Genomic DNA, 18875 nt, shown 5'->3' on the forward strand with positions numbered 1-18875 from the left:
GCACAAAACCGATTGACGAGGCTCAGCGGGGAGAGAGCGCCTACGCCCCGCGAACGGGAGGACCGACAGGTGATTTCGCTCGAAAATTGTATCGGGTTCTGCGGGCTCGAAGAGGACGAGGTCGCGGCGGTGGCCGAGCATGAACACGTATCGGAAATCATGGCGACTGAAATCGCTTTTGACCTGTTGCATCAGGCTGCTGGCGCGGTTGCGGTCCGGCAGATGATCGTCGAGGACTTTCGGGCGGCGCTGGCCAGAGGCGACCGCTCGCACGCCGCAGGCTTGCTGCTGACGCTCAGACGGTTCCTGCATCGCCACCCGGAAGCAAAGGTGCTCGCCCCTGTCGACTCAGACCACCCATGAAGTGCTGCTAGCTTTTCGCTGGCTTTGAGCGACGTGGACACCTGGACAGAATTGCCCTGATCGGACGCACTTGCAAAGGCGAACCACCTGCGGCCAGCCCGTCGACCACCTCCGAAGAGCGGACGTTCGGAACTTCCGCCACGGGTCGCGAACGCAGCTCAGCGCGACAGCCGCAAGCGGAACCTCGCCGTGCAAAGTCGTCGAGGCTACGGGGCCAGCTGAACCCCGGCCAGTTGTTCGGAGACGCTCCACAGCCGCGCAGCGTCCGCCTGGATCGCCACCGGCGCGATCCAGGCGCGTTTCGGCGCGCCCTTCATCTCCATCAGCCCGTCGGGGCCATAGAGGGCGCCGCCGGTCGCGTCGGTTGCGGCGGCGGCGTAGAGGGTCGGCAGCGCGCCCGCCGCCGGCGACTGCGACAGCCAGGGATTTATCACGCCCATCGCCCGGGCCATCAGGCTGTTCGCGCCCTGGCCGTTGGCGATCAGTTCGGTGGTGGCGAAGCCGGGGTGGGCGGCGGCGCTGGTCAGCCCCCAGCCGTTCGCCTCGCTGCGCCGCTGCAGCTCGAGGGTGAAGACCACCTGGGCGAGCTTGGACAGCGAATAGGCGCGGAACGGCTTGTAGGGCCGCTCAGTCTGCAGGTCGCCGAAGTCGAGCTTGCCGTTGCGGTGCGCCAGGCTGGAGACGTTGACGACCCGCGGCCGCTCGCCGTTCAGCAACTGCGGCAGCAGCCGGGCGGTGAGTGCGAAGTGGCCGAGGTAGTTCGTGCCGAACTGCAGCTCGAACCCGTCGGCGGTCGTCTGCCGGCTCGGCGGGGCCATCACGCCGGCGTTGTTGACGAGGAGGTCGAGCTTGCGGCGGCTGCTTTTGAACCGCTCGGCGAAGGCCGCGATCGAGGCGAGGTCGGCCAGGTCGACCGGCTCGAAGGCGACACGGGCCTGGGGAACTTGGCTGCGGATCTGCGCCACCGCCGCCTCGCCCTTGGTGGGGTTGCGCCCGGCGACGACGACCTCGGCGCCGGCCTGCGCCAGGCCGAGCGCGGTCTCGTAGCCGAGCCCGCCGGCGCCGGTGACCACCGCGGTCCGGCCCCGCTGGGACGGCAGATCGGAAACAGTCCAGCCCAAGTCGTCCCCCTTGGTGTTCAGCGCGCCGGCAAGTCTTGGATTCGCCGCGGAAGGTCCGCGTGCGGACAGCTGACTACCAGCTGGGCCGGCTGGCAAGGAACAGCTTGAGCATTCTGCGGGTCCAGGCCTTGATCTCCGGAACCGTCGGAACCTGGCTGCGCAGCATCACCGTGCTGTACCAGCCGCGCAGCAGGGTGATGAACATCTCCGCCGCGGCCTCGGGGTCCTGGCACGGGACGCCGTCCTCGACCGCATAGTCGCGGATGTACTCGGCGACCTGCCGCACGCCCATGCGCCCGCGCGCCGAGGCGCCTTCGCCCAGTTCAGGGAAGCGCCCGGCCTCGCTGTACATCAGCCGGTTCAGCTGCAGGATGTCGCTGTAGAGGCTCTCCTGCAGCATGTGCTCGGCATAGAGGCGCAACACCGCTTCGAGGGTCTTGGGCTTCGGTCCTCGCAGGCGCACCGCGCTGCCGGAGTTGGCGATCTGGTCGTCGAGGATCGCCCGGAACAGGTCGGCCTTCGAGGCGAACCGCGCGTAGAGCGTCCCCTTCGAGACCCGCGCGGCGCGAGCCACCTCGGCCATCGAGGTCGCGCCGTAGCCGAGGGTGATGAAGCACTGCCGGGCGGCGCGGATCAGCCGGGACTCGAGCTCCTGGAGGTCTTCGGTCCGCGGCCGGCCGCGGGGGCGCCGAGGTTCGAGGTCGACGGCGGCTTTTCCGGTTTCGGACATGACCTGACGGCTGACCTTCGGCTGCTCTGTCGGCGCTTCTAGTGTGCTGGATCTGAAGTTCGCCAGCACGTCGGTCATGCGCCCGAGCGAACTTCAGATCCGAAAAGCACACTAGAAACTGATACTTGCTAGTGTCCTGATCGATTCCGAAGTTCGCTCAAGCTCGCCAAAAGGCGCATGCGAACTTCGGAATCGGGACACTAGCTCCGCCCCCGTACGATTCCCATCGGTCTCGCGCGGGGGCAGGGGACTCTGCGATCAGGCGCCGGGTTTCTGGCGCTGGGCCTCGACCTCGGCGAGTAGCGGCAGGACCTTCTCGTCGGCGAGGATGGTGCAGTAGTACTCGTTGACGTGCTTGATCAGCCCGTCGGCCAGGGTGAACACCATGCAGTACTGGTTGCAGTAGCGCTCGCCGTTGACCAGGGTCGCGTCGCCCTCGAACTCGACCGCCACCCGGTCGCCTTCCGCCGTGACGGTGTGGAAGGTGGGCCTAAGGCCGGTGGGGATCAGCTCCTTGAACGCCGCGGTCGTGGCGATGATCAGCTCGTAGGGCCGCGGGCCGGAGAGCTTGCCGAAGCCCTTGGCCAGGGTGAAGGCGTCCGGCGCCAGGCAGGTCTTGGCGGTCTCCGCATCGCCGTCGCTGAACGCCCTGATGAACTTCAGCACGACCTCTTTGTTCTGCTCGCTCATGGAGTCCTCCCGTTTTTCTAGCGTGTGGATTGCGGCGACTTCGCCCCGGCCAGCGCGCGCCAGACCGATCGCAGCCACTGGCCGAGCGCGGCGAGCGGCGACGACGGCTTCGGCGTCACGGCCGATGGCGGCGCGGCGGCGGCGGTCGCTTCGATCTCGGTCTTCAGTTGGCCGGCGAAGGCCTTGGCGAACTGCGGCAGCAGCGGCTTGCCCATCGCCTCCCACATCGGCGCCATCGGCCCGCCGCCGACGACCTGCACCTTGAGGGTGACCTCGGTCTCGCGCGCGCTCTTGCGCACGGCGACGTAGGTTCCGCCGCCCTCCACCGGATCGCCCTCGAGCTTGTAGGAGAAGCGCACCCGCTCCGGGCCGTCCCATTCGTCGACCTGCACCAGCACCTTGACGGTGCGCACCATGCCGCCGGCCCCGACCTTCAGCGTCCAGCGCGAGTCGTTGTCGCTGAGGACCTCGCATTCGCGCAGGCCGGGCATCAGGTTCGCCCACCGTTCGATGTCGCGGACGTAGGTCCAGACGTCGTCGATCGGGACGTCGATGGAAATGGTCTGTTCGGTTTCGATCATGGGAACTGCTTCAGAGGCCGAAACGGCCGAGCTCCGCCGCCAGCCGCGGGCTCGGTTCGCCGGCGGCGTGACGGCCGGCGAGGTAGCCGTGGGTCATGCCGCGGGCGTTGGTCATCCCGCTCTGCATGACGGCGCCGTTGTCGGTCCGCGCCGCGGAGTTGCCGGCGACGTAGAGGCCGTCGAGCGGCTTGCCGTCCCAGCCGAGCGCGCGGCAGTGGGTGTCGATCAGCAGGCCGGTCGAGGTGATGCCGCCGCCGGCCATCCGGTGCAGCTCGACGGCGTAGAACGGCCCCTCACGCAGAGTCCCGAGGTTCGGGTTCGGTTTCTGGAAGGGGTCGCCGCACATCACCACGCTCCAGGGGCGCGTGCCGCGGCCGAATTCCGCGTCCTCGCCGGTCTCGGAGTAGCCGTTGAACGCCTCGACGGTCGTCGCCAGCCCCTGCGGATCGACGCCGATCCTGGCTGCAAGCTCGGCCAGCGTGTCGGCCTTGACGCCCATGCCCTCCGGCAGCTCCTGGCCCGGCATGGCGCCGCCGAACGGGTACTTGGCGCGCGCCTGGCTGTCGAAGATCGCCCAGCAGGGATAGTTCGGGTGGGTCTGGGTCGCGCCGTCGATCCGGTCGAGCGCCAGGGCGATCGAGCGGTAGAAGGCCTCGTCGCCGAAGCGCTTGCCGGCGCGGTTGACGACGATGGTGTGCGGCAGGCCCATGAAGGGCAGGGCGCCGCGCCACAGCGGCAGCTCGCCCTCCTGCTCCTCGCCGGGCGTGTGCAGGCCCAGGATCGAGCCGTCGGGCACCCGGGCGATGCGCGCGCCGAACGGCCCGGCGAGCCGCAGATGGGCGCCGTCGACGCTCGACATCACCATGGATTCCGGTTCGAGCTGCGCGCCGAGGGTCTTCGAGAACTCGGCGTTGCGCTCGAAGCTGCTGACCGCGAGTACCACGCCCTTGGCCGCTTTGACGAACAGATCCTTGCCGTCCTTGGTCGCCCGCACGCCGACGATGCGTTCGCCGTCGCCGATTAGCTCCTCGACGTTGACCCCGGTGTGGATCCCAATCCCGCGGTCGAGCGCGCCCTTGACGAAGTAGGCGGCGAGGCCGGGGCCCAGGCAGCGCTCGTCTTTGCCGAGGCGCTCGGACATCACGCTGTAGTCCCACTTCAGCATGTTGGCGGTGCCGCCGTTGTGGAAGATGTCGGCGTGGGTCAGGCCGTAGGGCACGTGCGGCGAAACGCGGGTCTTGAACTGCCACTCGCCGAGGCTCTCAGCGGCGAAAGGCTCGACCTCCAGCAGCCGGCCTTCGGCCACGCTGTCGTTGGAGAACGGGTGGTAATAGTCCGGGCAGTCCCGGATCACCCGCATCCGGAGGCCGATCCTGTCCTCGAAATACTTCAGCGCCTCCGGCGCGTGGACCGCCTGATTGGCGACCGCTGCGTCGTCGGCGTAGCCGACCGACAGCCGCTTCACATAGCGATAGCCGCTCTCGGGCGAGTCCGTGATCCCGAGCGCCTGGGCCAGGTGGTTGCCGGGGACCCAGACCTCGCCCATCGAATAGGCGGTCACCCCGCCGACCTGTTCGTCGCGTTCGAGCACGATCGCGCTCGCGCCATGATCGTGGGCGGTGATCGCGGCCGCCAGACCGCCGCCGCCGGAGCCCACCGCGACCAGATCCGCCTCGAGGTCCCACTTGGCTGGAAGGTTCCGGATCATGTCTCGCTCCCTGTGCGATCTTGTTCTTGAGGCGCGGGCGCGCCTGGATCTCTCAGCATCTCAGATATAGCGGCCGCCGTTGACGCCGATCACCTGGCCGGTGACGTAGCCGGCGTCTTCCGAGGCCAGCCAGGCCACGGCGCCGGCGATGTCGTCCGGGCGGCCTTCGCGGCAGATCGGGCCGGACTGCGCCAGCGCCTCGCGGCCCATCGGCTGCTTCTGATCGGCGAACGACTGCTCCGACATGATGGTGCCGGTGATGAAGCGCGGCGGGATGACGTTGGCGGTGATCCCGGCGGGGCCGAACTCCACCGCCAGCGTGCGGGTCAGCGAGATCATCCCGCCCTTCGAGGCCGCGTAGTGCGCCATATGCTTCGCCCCGGTCTGCGCCGCCGACGAGGCGATGTTGATGATCCGCCCCCAACCGGCCGCGACCATGTCCGGCAGCGCCACCTGGGTGACGATGAAAGTGCCGGTCAGGTTGACCTTCAGCACGGACTCCCACTGCGCGTCGGTCATCTCCAGGAACGGCGTGAAGCCGGTGATCGCCGCGTTGTTGACCAGGACGCCGACCGGCCCGAACGCCTCCCGCAGCCGCGCGATGGCGGCCTCGACCTGCGTCCGGTCAGAGATGTCGGCGCCGAGCGCGATCGCCTGGCCGCCGGCCGCGGTGATTTCGCCGACGGTGGCGGCGCAACGCTCGGCGTCGAGGTCCAGCACGCCGATCCGGGCGCCGTCGCGCGCCAGCCGCCGGGCGCAGGCCGCGCCGATGCCGGCGGCCGCGCCGGTGACCAGCGCGGTTTTCGCAAGCCCGGCCATCAGGCGAAGGCCTCTTCGCCCAGCAGGGTCGTGCGGTGCATCATCCGGCCGCTGTCGAGCGGGTAGGGCTCGGCCCGGTGCAGGACGCCGGTGTTGTCCCAGATCAGCAGGTCGCCGACGGTCCATTCGTGGCGGTAGACGAACTTCGGCTGGGTCGCCCACGCCAGCAGTTCCTGCAGCAGCGCCTCGCCCTCCGCCCGGTCCATGCCGGCGACATGCGAGGCGTGGCAGCCGATCACCAGCGACTTGCGGCCGGACTGGTGGGTCCAGACCAGGTTGTGGGTCTTGTCCGGCAGGCTGCGCCAGTAGCGCAGGTTCTGCTCGGTCGGCTCGACGCCGCCGCGGCGCATCGACACCTCGACGCTGTGCACGCCCTTGAGGTCGGCGATCCGGTCCTTCATCGCCTGCGGTAGCTCTTCGTAGGCCTGGTAGGAGTTGGCGAACTCGGTCTGGCCGCCGACCGCCGAGAGCTTGCGGCCGGTGAGCAGCGAGGCGAACACCGGCACCTCGTCATGGGTGCCGTCGAGGTGCCAGTTGAACGAGCCCTTGAGGTAGTCGGCGCGGTCGTTGGCCGACTTGTCGAGGGTGATCTTGAAGATCCCCTTCTCGCCTTCCTCGCGCACCGAGCCCAGCAGTTGCGCCAGCGTCACCTGCTGTTCGTCGGTGAGGTGCAGCCCGCGGAACACCAGCACGCCGCGGGCGATCAACAGCCGGCGGACCTCGGCGGCGACCTCGGGCGTCAGCAGGGCGTCGACGTCGGCGCGGATCTCCGACCCGATCCGCTCCTTCAGGTTCACCACCTCGAACGCCATCCGCTCCCTCCCGATCGGTCCCGATTAAATCGAACATATATGTTCGTTTAATTAGGTCGCTCCATCCGCCGGTCCCTGTCAATAGCCCCAGGAAAATGACCTTATCGGTTCGTTTTGTGGTTGCCGCGATCGGACAGCTGCGATCATCATATGGACCGCGCCGGCAGGGAAGCCGGCGCGGGACGACAGGGACTGAGAATGAGCTGCAAGCCCACCCGGACGCCTGACGACATCGATATAGCGGCGCTGCGGGCGCGCTACCTTCGCGAACGCGACAAGCGCGTCCGGCCCGAGGGCCAGGCGCAGTATGTGCCGACCGACCAGGCGCTGTCGCAAGGCTATGACGTCGATCCGCACATGCCGGTGCAGCCGCGCGCCCCGCGCTCGGAAGACCTCAACGTCGCCGTGCTCGGCGCCGGCTGGTCGGGGATCCAGGCCGCCTACCACCTGCGCCAGGCCGGCGTGCGCGGCGTGCACGTGATCGACCAGGCCGGCGATTTCGGCGGCGTCTGGTACTGGAACCGCTATCCGGGGATCCAGTGCGACAACGACGCCTACTGCTACATCCCGCTACTCGAAGAGACCGGCTTCATCCCGTCCAAGCAGTTCGAGGACGGCTGGGCGATCCAGCAGCACTTTCAGCGGATCGCCCGCCAGTTCGACCTCTACGAGGGGGCGATCTTCCACACCCTGGTGACGTCGCTGCGCTGGGACGAGGCGATCCAGCGCTGGCGGATCGGCACTGACCGCGGCGACGACCTGCGGGCCCGTTTCGTGGTGATGGCCAGCGGGCCGCTGAACCGGCCGAAGCTGCCGGCGATCCCCGGCATGAGCGACTTCCAGGGCCGCATCTTCCACACCGCGCGCTGGGACTACGACTACACCGGCGGCGACAACAAGACCCCGGTGCTCGACAAGCTGGCCGACAAGCGGGTGGCGATCCTCGGCACCGGCGCGACCTCGATCCAGGCGGTTCCGCACCTCGGCCGCTACGCCCAGCAGCTCTATGTCGTGCAGCGCACGCCGACCAGCGTCGACGAGCGGCGCAATCCGCCGACCGATCCCGACTGGGCGAACAGCCTGCAGCCGGGCTGGCAGGCGCAGCGCCAGGCCAACTTCCATCGTGGGGCGATCGACGGCTTCCGACCGGGCGAGCCGGACCTGATCTGCGACTTCTGGACCGAGATCGGCCGCAACCTGAACGCCAAGCTGGACGCCCAGGGCTGGCCCGCGTTGACCCTGCCCCAGGCCATGGCGCTGCGCGAGGCCGAGGACTACCGGGTGATGGAGCGGATCCGCCAGCGCATCGAAACCGTCGTCGCCGACAAGGCGACCGCCGAGGCGCTAAAGCCCTGGTACCGCTCTCTCTGCAAGCGGCCGTGCTCGAGCAACGACTACCTGCAGACCTTCAACCGCCCGAACGTGCAGCTGCTTGACGTCTCTGACAGCCGCGGCCTGGAGCGCATGACCGAGAAGGGGATCGTCGCCGGCGGCGTCGAGTACGAGATCGACTGCATGATCTTCGCCAGCGGCTACGAGGTCACCAGCGAGCTGAAGCGCCGCTGGGGCATCGAGGTGATCGAGGGCCGTGGCGGGCTGTCGCTCTACGACCACTGGGACGACGGCTACCGGACGCTGCACGGGATGACCACCCACGGCTTCCCGAACCAGTTCTTCGTCGGCTTCTACCAGGGCGGGTTCAACGCCACGACCACCGTGACCTTCGGCCATCAGGGCCGGCACATCGCCCACATCATCAAGGCGGCGCTGGATCGCGGGGCCACGATGGTCGAGCCGAGCGAGGCGGCGCAGGACGCCTGGGTGCAGCACATCCGCGAGACCGCCGTCGACCTGACGGCGATCCAGCGCGAATGCACACCGAGCTATCTGAACAACGAGGGCGAGGCGAAGATCCGCTGGTACCTCGGCGAGACCTACGGCCCGGGCTTCGACGCCTTCGAGCGGCTGTTGGAGCAATGGCGCGCGACCGGCGACCTGGACGGGTTGGTCCTCGCGGCCCCAGAGCCGGCCGCGGCCGGCTGAGGCGCCGGGGTCCCGAGGCGGTCGCGTGGAGCGCCTCGGGAACATCCGATTGGCGCGCTGGATCGGACTTCCGCTCACGGATCCTAATCGGACGGTAGCGGCGCTCCAGGATGAGGGCCTTTGATCATGGGGCTTTCGGCAATATCGAAACGCCACCGACGAGGATCGCTGTCCATCCGCGGTTGCAGGTCGATCACGACTGATCCGCCGATGCAGGTCCGTACAATACCCGATAGATAACTGCCCAACGCGACGCTAGCTTCCGCTCCGCTCTGGCCTACGACGCCAAGGCCCCGGACACGAGATTTCCGCCTACTTCGCCCCAAAGCGCTTCCGCGTCGCGATGACCAAGCCAGGATCGGCGATGGCCATGATGGCCATCATTCGCATCCAAGAGCGACAACAGGAGGCCTCTATGGGCCCAGGAAGAGGGTGCGGCTGGGTCGCGGCGATCGTCATGCTGGTGATGGCGGCGGCGTGCGCCACCCCGGGCCGCCTGCCCGCGGTGCCGGCCGATCAGACCGCCCGGGCCGAGGCCCCGGTTTCGGACGCGCGGTTCTGGCCCGACCGCGACGTCACGCCGTACGTCACCATTCTGGAGCACGCCCTGCGCCGCGAGCAGGCCCTGCTGGCCCAGCAGGGGCATCGAGGTCCCTTGCCCCCGGCCTACTTCCTGGCGGTGTCTGGCGGCGGCGATGACGGGGCCTTTGGCGCCGGACTGCTGGTCGGCTGGACCGAGCACGGCGACCGGCCGGAGTTCAAGGTGGTCACCGGAGTCTCGACCGGCGCCCTGATCGCGCCCTTCGCCTTCCTGGGCCCGAGGTACGATCCCGTATTGCGCGAGGTCTACACGCAGATCTCCCAGAAAGACATTTTCAAGACCCGTAATTTCACCGCGGCGCTGTTCAACGACGCCATGGCCGACACCTCGCCGTTGGCCGCGCTGGTCAAGCGCCACGTCACGCCCGAGTTCTTGAGCGAAATCGCCGCCGAGTACGCCAAGGGTCGCCTGCTGCTGGTCGGCACCACCAACTTGGACGCGCGCGTGCCGGTCGTCTGGAACATGACGGCCATCGCTGCCAGCGGCGACCCCGACGCTTTGGACCTGTTCCGGCGCATCATGGTCGCCTCCGCGTCCATTCCTGGCGCCTTCCCGCCGGTGATGATTGATGTGGATGTCGACGGTCGGCGCTACCAGGAAATGCACGTCGACGGCGGCGCTACCCGCCAAGTGTTCTTGTACCCGCCGCAGTTGCAGGCCGGGGCGCTGTCGCGCGAGTATCACGCTGGGCGCAAGCGCGGCGTCTATCTGATCCGCAACGCCCGGCTGGATCCCGATTGGGCCAGCGTCGACCGGCGAACCCTCAGCATCGCCAATCGATCGGTCTCGTCCCTGATCGCGACGCAGGGCGTCGGCGACCTCGACCGCCTTTACATGACCGCGACCCGCGACGGGATCGACTACAACCTCGCCTTCATCCCGCCCACCTTCACCACGCCTCACAAGAGCGAGTTCGACACCCACTACATGCGCGAGCTGTTCGAGACCGGCCGGAGCCTCGCCGCGGCGGGCTACCGCTGGCAAAAATTCCCGCCTGGCTTCGCGCCGGCACCCTGACAGACGTCGCGACGATGTCCGGCCCCCCGATCCAGCACCTGTCGCTGGGCGCACGAGGCGGGCGTGCAACTCCGCCGGCTGGTCCGCGCCCGCTCCAAGGATCAGGTTGAGGAGGAGGACGCCGTCGGCGGCCACTTGGCGCCGCGCTCGGCCTATTGGCGCTGTTGGTCGGCTTCACCTTCGGCATGTCGATGGAGCGCTACAACACCCGCCGCACGCTGTGACCGAGGAGGCATCCGCCATCGGCGCGCACTTCAGGCGGCTGCTCATCGTACCCGAGCCGCAGCGAACCCGCATGGCCGGCGACCTGATCCGCTACCTAGATGCCCGCGCGGCCCGTGTGGGACCCCCACCGCCGAGCGTCTCGCCGCGGGCGGATTGAGCCACTCGCGTTTTCACAATACCGCGCTTTGCTCGCCCTCGCGAGCTGCGATGCTGTCCGGCCGGAACCATCACTTGGCATGGCCGGCTGCACTGAGCTTGCGACTTCTGCGCCGGGATCCAGCTCCATGCGTCCGAATTCGATGGCGCCGCTGGCGGAGATACTACGGCTGAATGGTTATTCGACCGCCCAATTCGGCAAGTGCCACGAAGTCCCGGTGTGGGAGACAAGCCCAGTTGGGCCCTTCGATCATTGGCCGACCGGGCCCCTGGCCGCCGGCGCGCCTACCAGTGGCTGCGGCCGGCGAGGAACACCTTGAGCATGTCCTGGGTCCAGGCCTTGATCTCGGCCACCGCGGCGATGCGGCCCTTCAGCATCACGTCGCCGTAGAAGCCGCGCAGCAGGGTGGTGAACACCCGCGCGGCGGCGTCGGGGTCGCGGCAGGGCACGTCTTCCTTCACCGCATACTCGGCGATCCAGTCGGCGACCTGCTGCACGCCGACATGCGAGCGCATCCAGGCGGCTTCGCCGAGTTCGGGAAACCGCCCGGCCTCGCTGTAGATCAGCCGGTTGAGCTGGATGATCTCCTCGGACAGGCTGTCCTGCAGCGCGCGTTCGGAGAAGGCCCGCAGCATCGCCTCGAGCGTCTTCGGCTTCGGGCCGGGCAGCCGGAAGCGGACGTCGGTCTGGCGGATCTGGTCGTCGATGATGGCGCGGAACAGGTCGGCCTTGGTCGGGAACCGGGCCCACAGCGTGCCCTTGGAGACGCGCGCCGCCCGGGCCACCTCGTTCATCGAGGTCGCGCCGTAGCCCTTGGCCAGGAAGGTCTCCAGCGCCACCCGGACCAGCCGGGCTTCGAGGGCGGCGAGGTCCTCGGCCTTCGGCCGGCCGCGCGCGCGCCTGGGCTCCAGCTCGACCACGGCTTTTGTGTTCTCGGACATGACCTTCGCCGCGTTCTGCCCCGCAGCGCCCGGCGCCACGCCCCAACCTGCGCCTTTTAGCGCCTGGCCGGTCCGATTTCCATCGGCGCGGTGAACGGCGCCCCGCAGCAGGGGTTTTCGCGGCGTGCTCTTGACATCGGCCGCCGGCGGGGACGTGATGAACGAAACCGAACGGTACGATTAAGTCGCCAAACTCAGAGCGCGACGAGGAGGAAGCCCATGCCGCCAGCCAGGCCCGGCGAACGCGTCGATCGCGGCCGCTACCTCTCCGAACTCGATTTCAGCCGCCTGCAGATGCGCGTGTCGACCGACCGCTATTGCTCGCGCGAGCATCACGCGCGGGAGCGCGAGCTGCTGTGGTCGCGGGTCTGGCAGGTCGCCGGCCGCGCCGACGAGTTGCCCGAGCCGGGCGACTGGCTGGAGCACCGCATCTTCGACCAGTCCTATGTGCTGGTGCGCGGCAAGGACGGGGTGATCCGCGGCTTCGTCAACGCCTGCCGCCACCGCGGCAACGCGCTCTGTCAGGGCCGGGGGCGGGCGCGGCGGTTCACCTGTCCGTACCACCGCTGGCAGTTCGATCTCGACGGGCGGCTGCTGCACGTCCCGCGGCCCGATTTTGAGGGATCGGTCGAGGACTTCATCGGTCCGATCGAGGACCTGGGGCTGCGGCCGGTCGCGGTCGCGTGCTTCGCGGGCTTCGTCTTCCTGAACCCGGATCCGACCGCCGCCCCGCTCGCCGACTACCTGGGCGAGATGGTCGAACTCCTGGCGCCCTACCGGCTGGAGGAGATGGTCCCCGTCGGGCTGAACGTCCGCGAGAGCCTCAACTGCAATTGGAAGGTGGTGATGGACGCCTTCCAGGAGGGCTATCACATCCAGGGCATCCACCCCGAGCTGGTCCCCGCGATGGACGAGTCCAAGGAGCGCTACAGCTTCTTCGGCGACCACAGCGTCGCCACGGCGCCGTTCGGCTCGGCCAACCTAGCGGCGTTCGGCCCGGAGCGGGCGATCGAGGGCATCCGCGAGTTGCCGAAGACCTTCCCCGGGGTGGCGGAGGTGCTGCCGCGCTTCGAACAGCTGGTCGCCGGCTACCGTGAGGCGGGCGGCGAGCTGGCGTTTCCCCAGGGCGTCACCGCGCGCAGCCTGCTGCAGCAGGCGACCCGCGACACCCTGGCGGCCAAGGGGTTGGACGTCAGCGGGCTGACCGACACCCAGATGAGCGACAATCAGTTCTACCTGCTGTTCCCCAACTTCTTCCTGACGATCCGCGCCGGGGAGGCGACCTTCATCAGTTCGACGCCGCATGCCGACGGCGATCCGAACCGTTGTGTGTGGCATGTGGTCAACTACCAGTGGCTGCCGCCGGAGCAGCGCGCGGCGCAGCGCGCCGCCCTGGTCGATGAGCCGAAGGACTTCCCTTACTTCCTGGCGCTGCAGCAGGACTACGCGCAGATGCAGCGCCAGCAGGACGGGCTGCGCCAGCGCGGGCTCGGCTACATGACCCTGTCGCGGCAGGAAGTCCGCCTCGCCTATTTCCATTCCATTCTGGACAGTTGGCTCGACGGCGCTTCGGCCGACCGCCGGCGAGCCCCCATTCTCGCGGAGAGAGCACCATGAACGTCGTCACCGCCACGGCCAGCGTCGCCGAATTGGGCCCGCTGGCGCAGATCGTCCTCAAGTACGCCGAGATGATCGAGAGCCGGGCGACCGCGAGCGGCTCGACGCCGGCCGACTGGAGGCCCGTTGCGGAGCTGGTCGCGGTCGAGACCTTCCAGCGTGTCGGCGCCTACCAGGAGGTGATGACCTGGGACGAGTACGTCCGGTTCCTGTCGGCGTGGGCCGGCTCGACGCGGTTCGAGGCGACCGTGTTCCGGATCAGCGAGCTCGGCCGGACCGTGTTCCAGGAGATCGAGGAGCGCCACTACAAGGGCGACGACTTCATCCGCAAGAACGTCATCGCGGTCTACGCCTTCAACGACCGCGACCAGATCCAGCGGCTGGATATCTACGAGCAGGCCAAGGACACCGGCCGCTGGATCGTCGAGGCGGCGCACGGCGCGCTGGAGGCGTCCGCCTCCTGACGACAGGACGACCGGCGGCGGAGCCGCGGCCGGTCGTCGTTGAAGGCCTAGAAACACCCGGACGGCCCTGGCCCTCCGGGCGGAGCCGTGTGGCTTGATTGGGTGCGGAGAAAACGGCGAAAACTCAAAGTATTGGGGCGGAAAGCTCAGCCCGATTGTCTTGACAATCGGCGGTGTCGGCGTCAGGCATAAAGCGAACCGATCGGTACGAATAATGCCGCCGCCGAGGACGAGCCCCGGGGCGCGAGGAAGGACGAAACGCGATGACGACGCCGGAGACCCTGAGCTGCTGGCTCAGCAACACCAAGCTGTTTCCAGAGCTCGATTTCGACCGCTTCAACATGCGCATCGCGACCGACCGCTACACCTCGGCGGCGTTCCAGCAGCACGAGCGGGACGCGATCTGGACGCGGGTCTGGCAGGTGGTCGGCCGTGTGGACGAGCTGCCGGAGACGGGCGACTGGAAGGAGTATCGCCTCTTCGACCAGTCCTACGTGATCGTCCGCGGCGCCGACGGGGTGCTGCGCGGCTTCGTCAACTCCTGCCGCCATCGCGGCAACAAGCTGTGCGAGGGCAAGGGCCAGGCGCGGAAGTTCACCTGCCCCTATCACCTCTGGTCCTACGGGCTCGACGGCCGGCTGCTGTCGGTCGCGCGGCCGGATCTGGTCGGCCCGCTCGACAAGGCCGAACACGGCCTGCTGCAGGTGCCGGTCGACAGCTTCGCCGGCTTCATCTTCCTCAATCCGGACCCCGATGCGGCGCCGCTCGCCGACTGCCTCGGGCCGGAAGTGGTCGAGCTGCTCGCGCCCTATCGGCTGGACGAGATGACCCCGGTCGGGCTGAACGTCCGCGAGAGCCTCGACTGCAATTGGAAGGTGGTGATCGACGCCTTCTCCGAGGGCTATCACATCGTCGGCGTCCATCCGGAGCTGCTGAAGGTGATCGTCCTGGAGGCCGGGAAGAACCGCTTCGGCTTCTTCGGCGATCACGGCGTCGCCTGCGCGCCGTTCGAGGTGAACGTCGCCGGGTTCGGCCCCGAGCAGCAGGTCGAGGGGATCCGCGAACTGCCGGTGACCTTCCCCAGCGTCGCCGAGGTGCTGCCAAGGTTCGAGCAGCTGGTCGCCGCCCACCGCAGCGCGGACGGCGCGCTGCAGTTCCCGGACGGTGTCACCGCGCGCACCCTGCTGCAGCAGGCGACCCGCGACACCCTGACGGCCAAGGGGCTGGACGTCAGCGCGCTCAGCGACGACCAGATGAGCGACAACCAGGGCTGGTTCCTGTTCCCCAACTTCTTCATGACGATCCGCGCCGGCGAGGCGACCGTCATCATGTCGACGCCGCACCCGGACGGCGACCCGAACCGCTGCGTCTGGCAGGTGACCAGCTACATCTGGCTGCCGGAGGCGCTGCGGTCGCAGCTCAGGGCGCCGCTGGTCGAGGTCGAGCAGCCGGGCAGCTTTCCCTACTTCCTCGCCCTGCAGCAGGACTACGAGCAGATGCCGCGCCAGCAGAAGGGCCTGCGCAACCAGGCGCTGACCCACCTGTCGTTGGCGCGCGAGGAGGTCTGCATCGCCCGGTTCCACGGCGTCGTGGACCGCTATCTCGCAGGCCCGGCCTGACGCCGGGCCGCGGCCGCCGACGCCCGCGCTGGCGTTTGGCGGCCGGAAGCTCTAACCCTCGCGCCGCCGGTTGACGGCGCGAGGGCGTGTGATGATTGCAGGCGACGAAGAGTTCGTGTTCGACGAAGTCACCGGCGAGTGGGTCGCCGCGAGCGAACTGGCGGCCAAGGCCGCGCCGGACGCGGTGGAGGTGCGCGACTCGGTCGGCAACCTGCTGGCCGACGGCGATGGCGTCACCCTGATCAAGGATCTGAAGGTGAAGGGCGCGGGCCAGACGCTCAAGCGCGGCACGGTGATCAAGTCGATCCGGCTGACCGGCGACGCGCAGGAGATCGACTGCCGCTACGAGGGCATCAAGGGCCTGGTGCTGCGCGCGGAGTTCGTCCGCAAGAACTAGCTGGCCAACCTGGCCAACCGCGAGGGCCGCGTTCGCCGCCCGGGCGCGTCACCGCCCAAAAGACAATCGCCGCCGCACTGACCGACGCGCCCAGGATCGAGACTCCGGTCCAGCCATGCGCGGCGTAGACCCAGGTGGATGTGGAGGAGCCCGCTGCCGAGCCGGCGGAATAGAAGACCATGTAGGCGGCGGTGAGTCGGCCCTGAGCATCGGGGCGCACGCGATAGATTAGCCCCTGGCTCGCGACGTGAACCGTCTGTAGGCCGAAATCCAGCATCAGCAGGCCCACCGCGAGGAGCCCGAGAGAACTCGGCAGAGACGCGATGGCGCCCCACGCGACGAGCATCAGCAGCAGCCCTGCGAAGGTCGCCCGTTGACCGTGTCCGGCGTCGGTCCAGCGTCCAGCTGCGGCGGCCGCGACGGCGCCGGCCGCCGCCACCAGACCGAACCCGCCGATCGCCGCGTGCGACAGGGCGTAAGGCGGAGCGCTGAGGGGCAGGACAAGCGGCGTGAGCACGATCGTCACGGCAGCGAAGATGAGCGCTGCGAGCGTCGCGCGCACCCGCAGCGTCGGCTCGCTGAGAATGAGATCCCCCATCGATGCGATCAGCCGGCCGTAGGAGAGTTCGCTCCTTGGCAGATCGCGGCGCGGCAGGCGCGCAGACAGGACGCCGGCGCAGAGCAGCATTGCTGCGCCCGAGGTGAGATAGACGCCACGCCAGCCGACGATGTCGGCCAAGGCGCCGGCCGCGGTGCGCGCCAGCAGCAGTCCCACGACGATGCCGCTCGTCACCTGCCCAACCACCTGGCCGCGCTCTTGGTCGTCGGCGAGAACGGCGGCGAGAGCGACGAAGGCCTGGGTGACCACCGCCAGGAGGCCCATCACAGCCGCTGCTCCGAGCAGCGTCGCGGGCGAGCGCGACAGGCTGACCGCGCACGCGGCCAAACCGAGCGCCGCACTCTGAAGCACGACATGACGGCGGCGGTCCATCAGATCGCCCAGGGGGGCGAGCAGCAGCAATCCGAGGCCGTATCCGACCTGGGTCGCGCCGACGATCCAGCCTGCCTGAGAGGCCTGCAAACCGACGTCGGCGGACATCAGATCGAGCATGGGGTGGGCGAGATAGGCGTGGGCCACCGCCAGGCCGCTTGCGATGAGCAGTCTCGTCTGGCCATGCAGGCTGCGGACGACGCCGGCCGCGGCGGGCCGCCTGGCGGAGTATCGCTTGAGCATGGGCGGCCCTATGGTTGCAAGATGAAACTCATCCGATATCGACGAAGGTTTCATCTTGCAACCTAGGAATTGTTCGGCGGATCGCTGGGTGCTAAGAAGGTGCGATGGTCGAGCGCAAACGCCTGCAAGACGATGTGTGCCCAAGCGCCCGCGCGCTCGACGTCATCGGCGACTGGTGGTCGTTGCTGATCGTCCGGGACGCGTTCGACGGTCTCTCGCGGTTCGGCGAGTTTCAGCAGAGTCTTGGGATTGCGAAGAACATCCTCGCCGCCAGGCTCCGCAGTCTGGTGCAGCGGGGTATTCTGCAGACCTCGCCCGCCGAGGCCGGTCGCATGAGCTATCAGCTGACGCCCAAGGGCCGGGACCTCTTTCCGGTCATGGTTGCGCTGCGCCAATGGGGCGAACAGCACCTTTTTGAAAGCGGCGAGCGACGCTCGCGCCTCGTCGAGCGCGATACCGGCGAGGTGGTGCGGCTGGAGGTGCGGGCCGCCAATGGCCGTCCGATCGGCCCGGATGACGCCATGATCGTCAAACCGGACCCCCTGGAGCGCTAGCCGCTCAGCGCTTCTTGCCGAGCTCGGCGGCGATGTCCTTGGTCAGCCGCCCGACCTTGCGGTGGGCCGCGGTGATCTGGTCGGCGGTCACGCCCCAGCGCTTCATCCAGTACTCGACCGCCTTGCGTTCGGAGAGATCGAGCCGGTCCTTGTCGATGAAGCCGCGCTTGTCCTTCAGGCCAGCCATGCGGCGTCTACCTCTTCATCCACGGCTTGGAGGCGCCGGACGGCATGGCGGCCGACTGTTCGCGCTGGTGCTTGCCGCTGCCGGGCGCCTTCGGCCGGGCCTCGAGCGCGGCCTTCTTCAGGCGCAGGGCGCGTTCGATCGGGGTCTCGTCGCTTTTCGGTCCATCACTCATGCGCACGGCTTAGCACAGACCGCGCGCGGCCGGGACGCCTTTGCGCGCCGCCATCGCCGCGGCGTTTCGGCGGCCGGGCGGCGTCAACGCCCCTGTCCGCCGGCGCCGTTCGGAGGCTATGTTCCCGCCCCACGCCGGTTGCCGTGCGATGAAGTTTGAGAGGGAGAGGGATGGCTGTTTCGTTTGTTGCCGATCAGAGCGGATACGACGCCGAGGCGATCGCCGCGCGCGAGGCGGAGATCCTCGGCAAGCCGCAGCGGGTTCCCGCGCTGAAGCTCGATGAGGTCGGTCAGGATACCTGGGACATCGTCAACGATATCCGCAAGACCATCGGCCTGCCGCCGGCGACGGACATTCCCGGTTACGGCCTGACCATGGCCAAGCATCCGCAGATCATGTGCCGCCAGCTGGAAATGGGCATGGCGATCTTCGGCGGGAAGGTGTCCGCGCGGGAACGCGAGCTCGCCGTGCTGCGGATCGGCTGGCTGCTGCGCGCGCCCTACGAATGGGGCGAGCACGTCGACATCGGCCAGCGCTACGGCGTGACCAAGGACGAGATCCTGCGGGTGATCGAAGGCTCCGGCGCGCCCGGCTGGAGCGAGCACGAAGCGGCGATCCTGCGCGCCGTCGAGGAGATCCTCGCCAACCTGACCGTCTCGGATGCGACCTGGGCGACGCTGGCCAAGAGCTGGGACGAGCAGCAGCTGCTCGAATTCCCGATGATGGTCGGCCAGTACGTCTGCACCGCGATCGTGCAGAACACCCTGCGCATCCGGCTGGAAGAGGGCAACCCGGGCCTGACCTACCGCTAAGGGGCAGGCTT

Annotated in this window: 20 protein-coding genes; 9 read left to right on the forward strand and 11 right to left on the reverse strand. The window is 68.5% G+C overall.

Annotation, left to right across the window (positions count from 1 at the left end; genetic code table 11):
- Positions 1–69 precede the first annotated feature (69 nt).
- Complete coding sequence (locus tag ACSQ14_RS22890) at positions 70–363, forward strand: hypothetical protein (RefSeq protein WP_436016852.1); 294 nt, start codon at positions 70–72, stop codon at positions 361–363.
- A gap of 206 nt (positions 364–569) precedes the next feature.
- Here the strand turns inward: ACSQ14_RS22890 and ACSQ14_RS22895 are convergent, their stop codons facing one another.
- The 7 genes from ACSQ14_RS22895 to ACSQ14_RS22925 all read right to left on the reverse strand — a co-directional run bounded on the left by ACSQ14_RS22895 (position 570) and on the right by ACSQ14_RS22925 (position 6824).
- Positions 570–1484 carry an SDR family oxidoreductase gene (locus ACSQ14_RS22895; RefSeq protein WP_436016854.1) on the reverse strand — a complete coding sequence of 305 codons (915 nt, stop codon included), beginning with the start codon at positions 1482–1484 and terminating at the stop codon, positions 570–572.
- A gap of 73 nt (positions 1485–1557) precedes the next feature.
- On the reverse strand, positions 1558–2214 hold the full coding sequence (locus ACSQ14_RS22900; protein ID WP_436016856.1) for a TetR/AcrR family transcriptional regulator: 657 nt from the start codon (positions 2212–2214) through the stop codon (positions 1558–1560).
- Positions 2215–2472: 258 nt separating this feature from the next.
- Positions 2473–2904 carry a nuclear transport factor 2 family protein gene (locus tag ACSQ14_RS22905; RefSeq protein WP_436016858.1) on the reverse strand — a complete coding sequence of 144 codons (432 nt, stop codon included), beginning with the start codon at positions 2902–2904 and terminating at the stop codon, positions 2473–2475.
- Positions 2905–2921: 17 nt separating this feature from the next.
- A complete protein-coding gene (locus ACSQ14_RS22910; RefSeq protein ID WP_436016860.1) occupies positions 2922–3485 on the reverse strand; it encodes a CoxG family protein in 564 nt (187 codons plus the stop codon).
- Between the two features lie 10 nt (positions 3486–3495).
- Positions 3496–5193: an FAD-binding protein gene (locus ACSQ14_RS22915; RefSeq protein ID WP_436016862.1), complete on the reverse strand. Its 1698-nt coding sequence runs from the start codon at positions 5191–5193 to the stop codon at positions 3496–3498.
- A gap of 60 nt (positions 5194–5253) precedes the next feature.
- On the reverse strand, positions 5254–6012 hold the full coding sequence (locus ACSQ14_RS22920) for an SDR family NAD(P)-dependent oxidoreductase (RefSeq protein WP_436016864.1): 759 nt from the start codon (positions 6010–6012) through the stop codon (positions 5254–5256).
- Entirely contained in the window at positions 6012–6824 is an 813-nt protein-coding gene (locus tag ACSQ14_RS22925; protein ID WP_436016866.1) for a TauD/TfdA dioxygenase family protein, read from the reverse strand. Before ACSQ14_RS22925 ends, ACSQ14_RS22920 begins: the two co-directional genes overlap by 1 nt.
- 198 nt (positions 6825–7022) lie before the next feature.
- Between ACSQ14_RS22925 and ACSQ14_RS22930 the strand changes: the two genes are divergently transcribed.
- Both ACSQ14_RS22930 and ACSQ14_RS22935 read left to right on the forward strand, forming a co-directional pair.
- Positions 7023–8867: a flavin-containing monooxygenase gene (locus ACSQ14_RS22930; protein ID WP_436016868.1), complete on the forward strand. Its 1845-nt coding sequence runs from the start codon at positions 7023–7025 to the stop codon at positions 8865–8867.
- A gap of 415 nt (positions 8868–9282) precedes the next feature.
- The gene (locus ACSQ14_RS22935; protein ID WP_436016870.1) at positions 9283–10485 is read left to right on the forward strand and encodes a patatin-like phospholipase family protein; all 1203 of its coding nucleotides are present in this window, start codon (positions 9283–9285) and stop codon (positions 10483–10485) included.
- A 666-nt stretch (positions 10486–11151) separates the two neighbouring features.
- Here the strand turns inward: ACSQ14_RS22935 and ACSQ14_RS22940 are convergent.
- A complete protein-coding gene (locus tag ACSQ14_RS22940; protein ID WP_436016872.1) occupies positions 11152–11808 on the reverse strand; it encodes a TetR/AcrR family transcriptional regulator in 657 nt (218 codons plus the stop codon).
- Positions 11809–12027: 219 nt separating this feature from the next.
- Here ACSQ14_RS22940 and ACSQ14_RS22945 point away from each other — a divergent pair, with 219 nt between their 5' ends.
- From ACSQ14_RS22945 to ACSQ14_RS22960, 4 genes are all read left to right on the forward strand, one after another.
- Positions 12028–13425, forward strand: coding sequence for an aromatic ring-hydroxylating oxygenase subunit alpha (locus ACSQ14_RS22945; RefSeq protein ID WP_436016874.1), 1398 nt, complete (start codon positions 12028–12030; stop codon positions 13423–13425).
- Complete coding sequence (locus ACSQ14_RS22950) at positions 13422–13889, forward strand: hypothetical protein (protein WP_436016876.1); 468 nt, start codon at positions 13422–13424, stop codon at positions 13887–13889. Before ACSQ14_RS22945 ends, ACSQ14_RS22950 begins: the two co-directional genes overlap by 4 nt.
- Before the next feature lie 263 nt (positions 13890–14152).
- Positions 14153–15508 (forward strand): aromatic ring-hydroxylating oxygenase subunit alpha, encoded by a 1356-nt coding sequence (locus tag ACSQ14_RS22955; RefSeq protein WP_436016878.1) that lies wholly within the window; start codon positions 14153–14155, stop codon positions 15506–15508.
- 184 nt (positions 15509–15692) lie between these two features.
- Complete coding sequence (locus ACSQ14_RS22960; protein WP_436017604.1) at positions 15693–15905, forward strand: alkylphosphonate utilization protein; 213 nt, start codon at positions 15693–15695, stop codon at positions 15903–15905.
- Here ACSQ14_RS22960 and ACSQ14_RS22965 read toward each other — a convergent pair.
- The gene (locus ACSQ14_RS22965; RefSeq protein WP_436016880.1) at positions 15862–17139 is read right to left on the reverse strand and encodes an MFS transporter; all 1278 of its coding nucleotides are present in this window, start codon (positions 17137–17139) and stop codon (positions 15862–15864) included. The genes ACSQ14_RS22960 and ACSQ14_RS22965 overlap by 44 nt on opposite strands.
- A 104-nt stretch (positions 17140–17243) precedes the next feature.
- Between ACSQ14_RS22965 and ACSQ14_RS22970 the strand changes: the two genes are divergently transcribed.
- Positions 17244–17693, forward strand: a complete 450-nt coding sequence (locus ACSQ14_RS22970) for a winged helix-turn-helix transcriptional regulator (protein ID WP_436016882.1) — start codon at positions 17244–17246, stop codon at positions 17691–17693.
- Positions 17694–17697: 4 nt separating this feature from the next.
- On the opposite strand, the gene ACSQ14_RS22975 is transcribed toward ACSQ14_RS22970, so the two are convergent.
- A complete protein-coding gene (locus tag ACSQ14_RS22975) occupies positions 17698–17880 on the reverse strand; it encodes a DUF3606 domain-containing protein (protein ID WP_436016884.1) in 183 nt (60 codons plus the stop codon).
- A gap of 7 nt (positions 17881–17887) precedes the next feature.
- Entirely contained in the window at positions 17888–18052 is a 165-nt protein-coding gene (locus ACSQ14_RS22980) for a hypothetical protein (RefSeq protein WP_436016886.1), read from the reverse strand.
- Positions 18053–18222: 170 nt separating this feature from the next.
- On the opposite strand from ACSQ14_RS22980, the gene ACSQ14_RS22985 reads away from it, so the two are divergent.
- Complete coding sequence (locus ACSQ14_RS22985) at positions 18223–18864, forward strand: carboxymuconolactone decarboxylase family protein (protein WP_436016888.1); 642 nt, start codon at positions 18223–18225, stop codon at positions 18862–18864.
- Positions 18865–18875 lie beyond the last annotated feature (11 nt).

The sequence above is a fragment of the Phenylobacterium sp. LjRoot219 genome, from assembly GCF_964252995.1.
GTDB lineage: Bacteria > Pseudomonadota > Alphaproteobacteria > Caulobacterales > Caulobacteraceae > Phenylobacterium.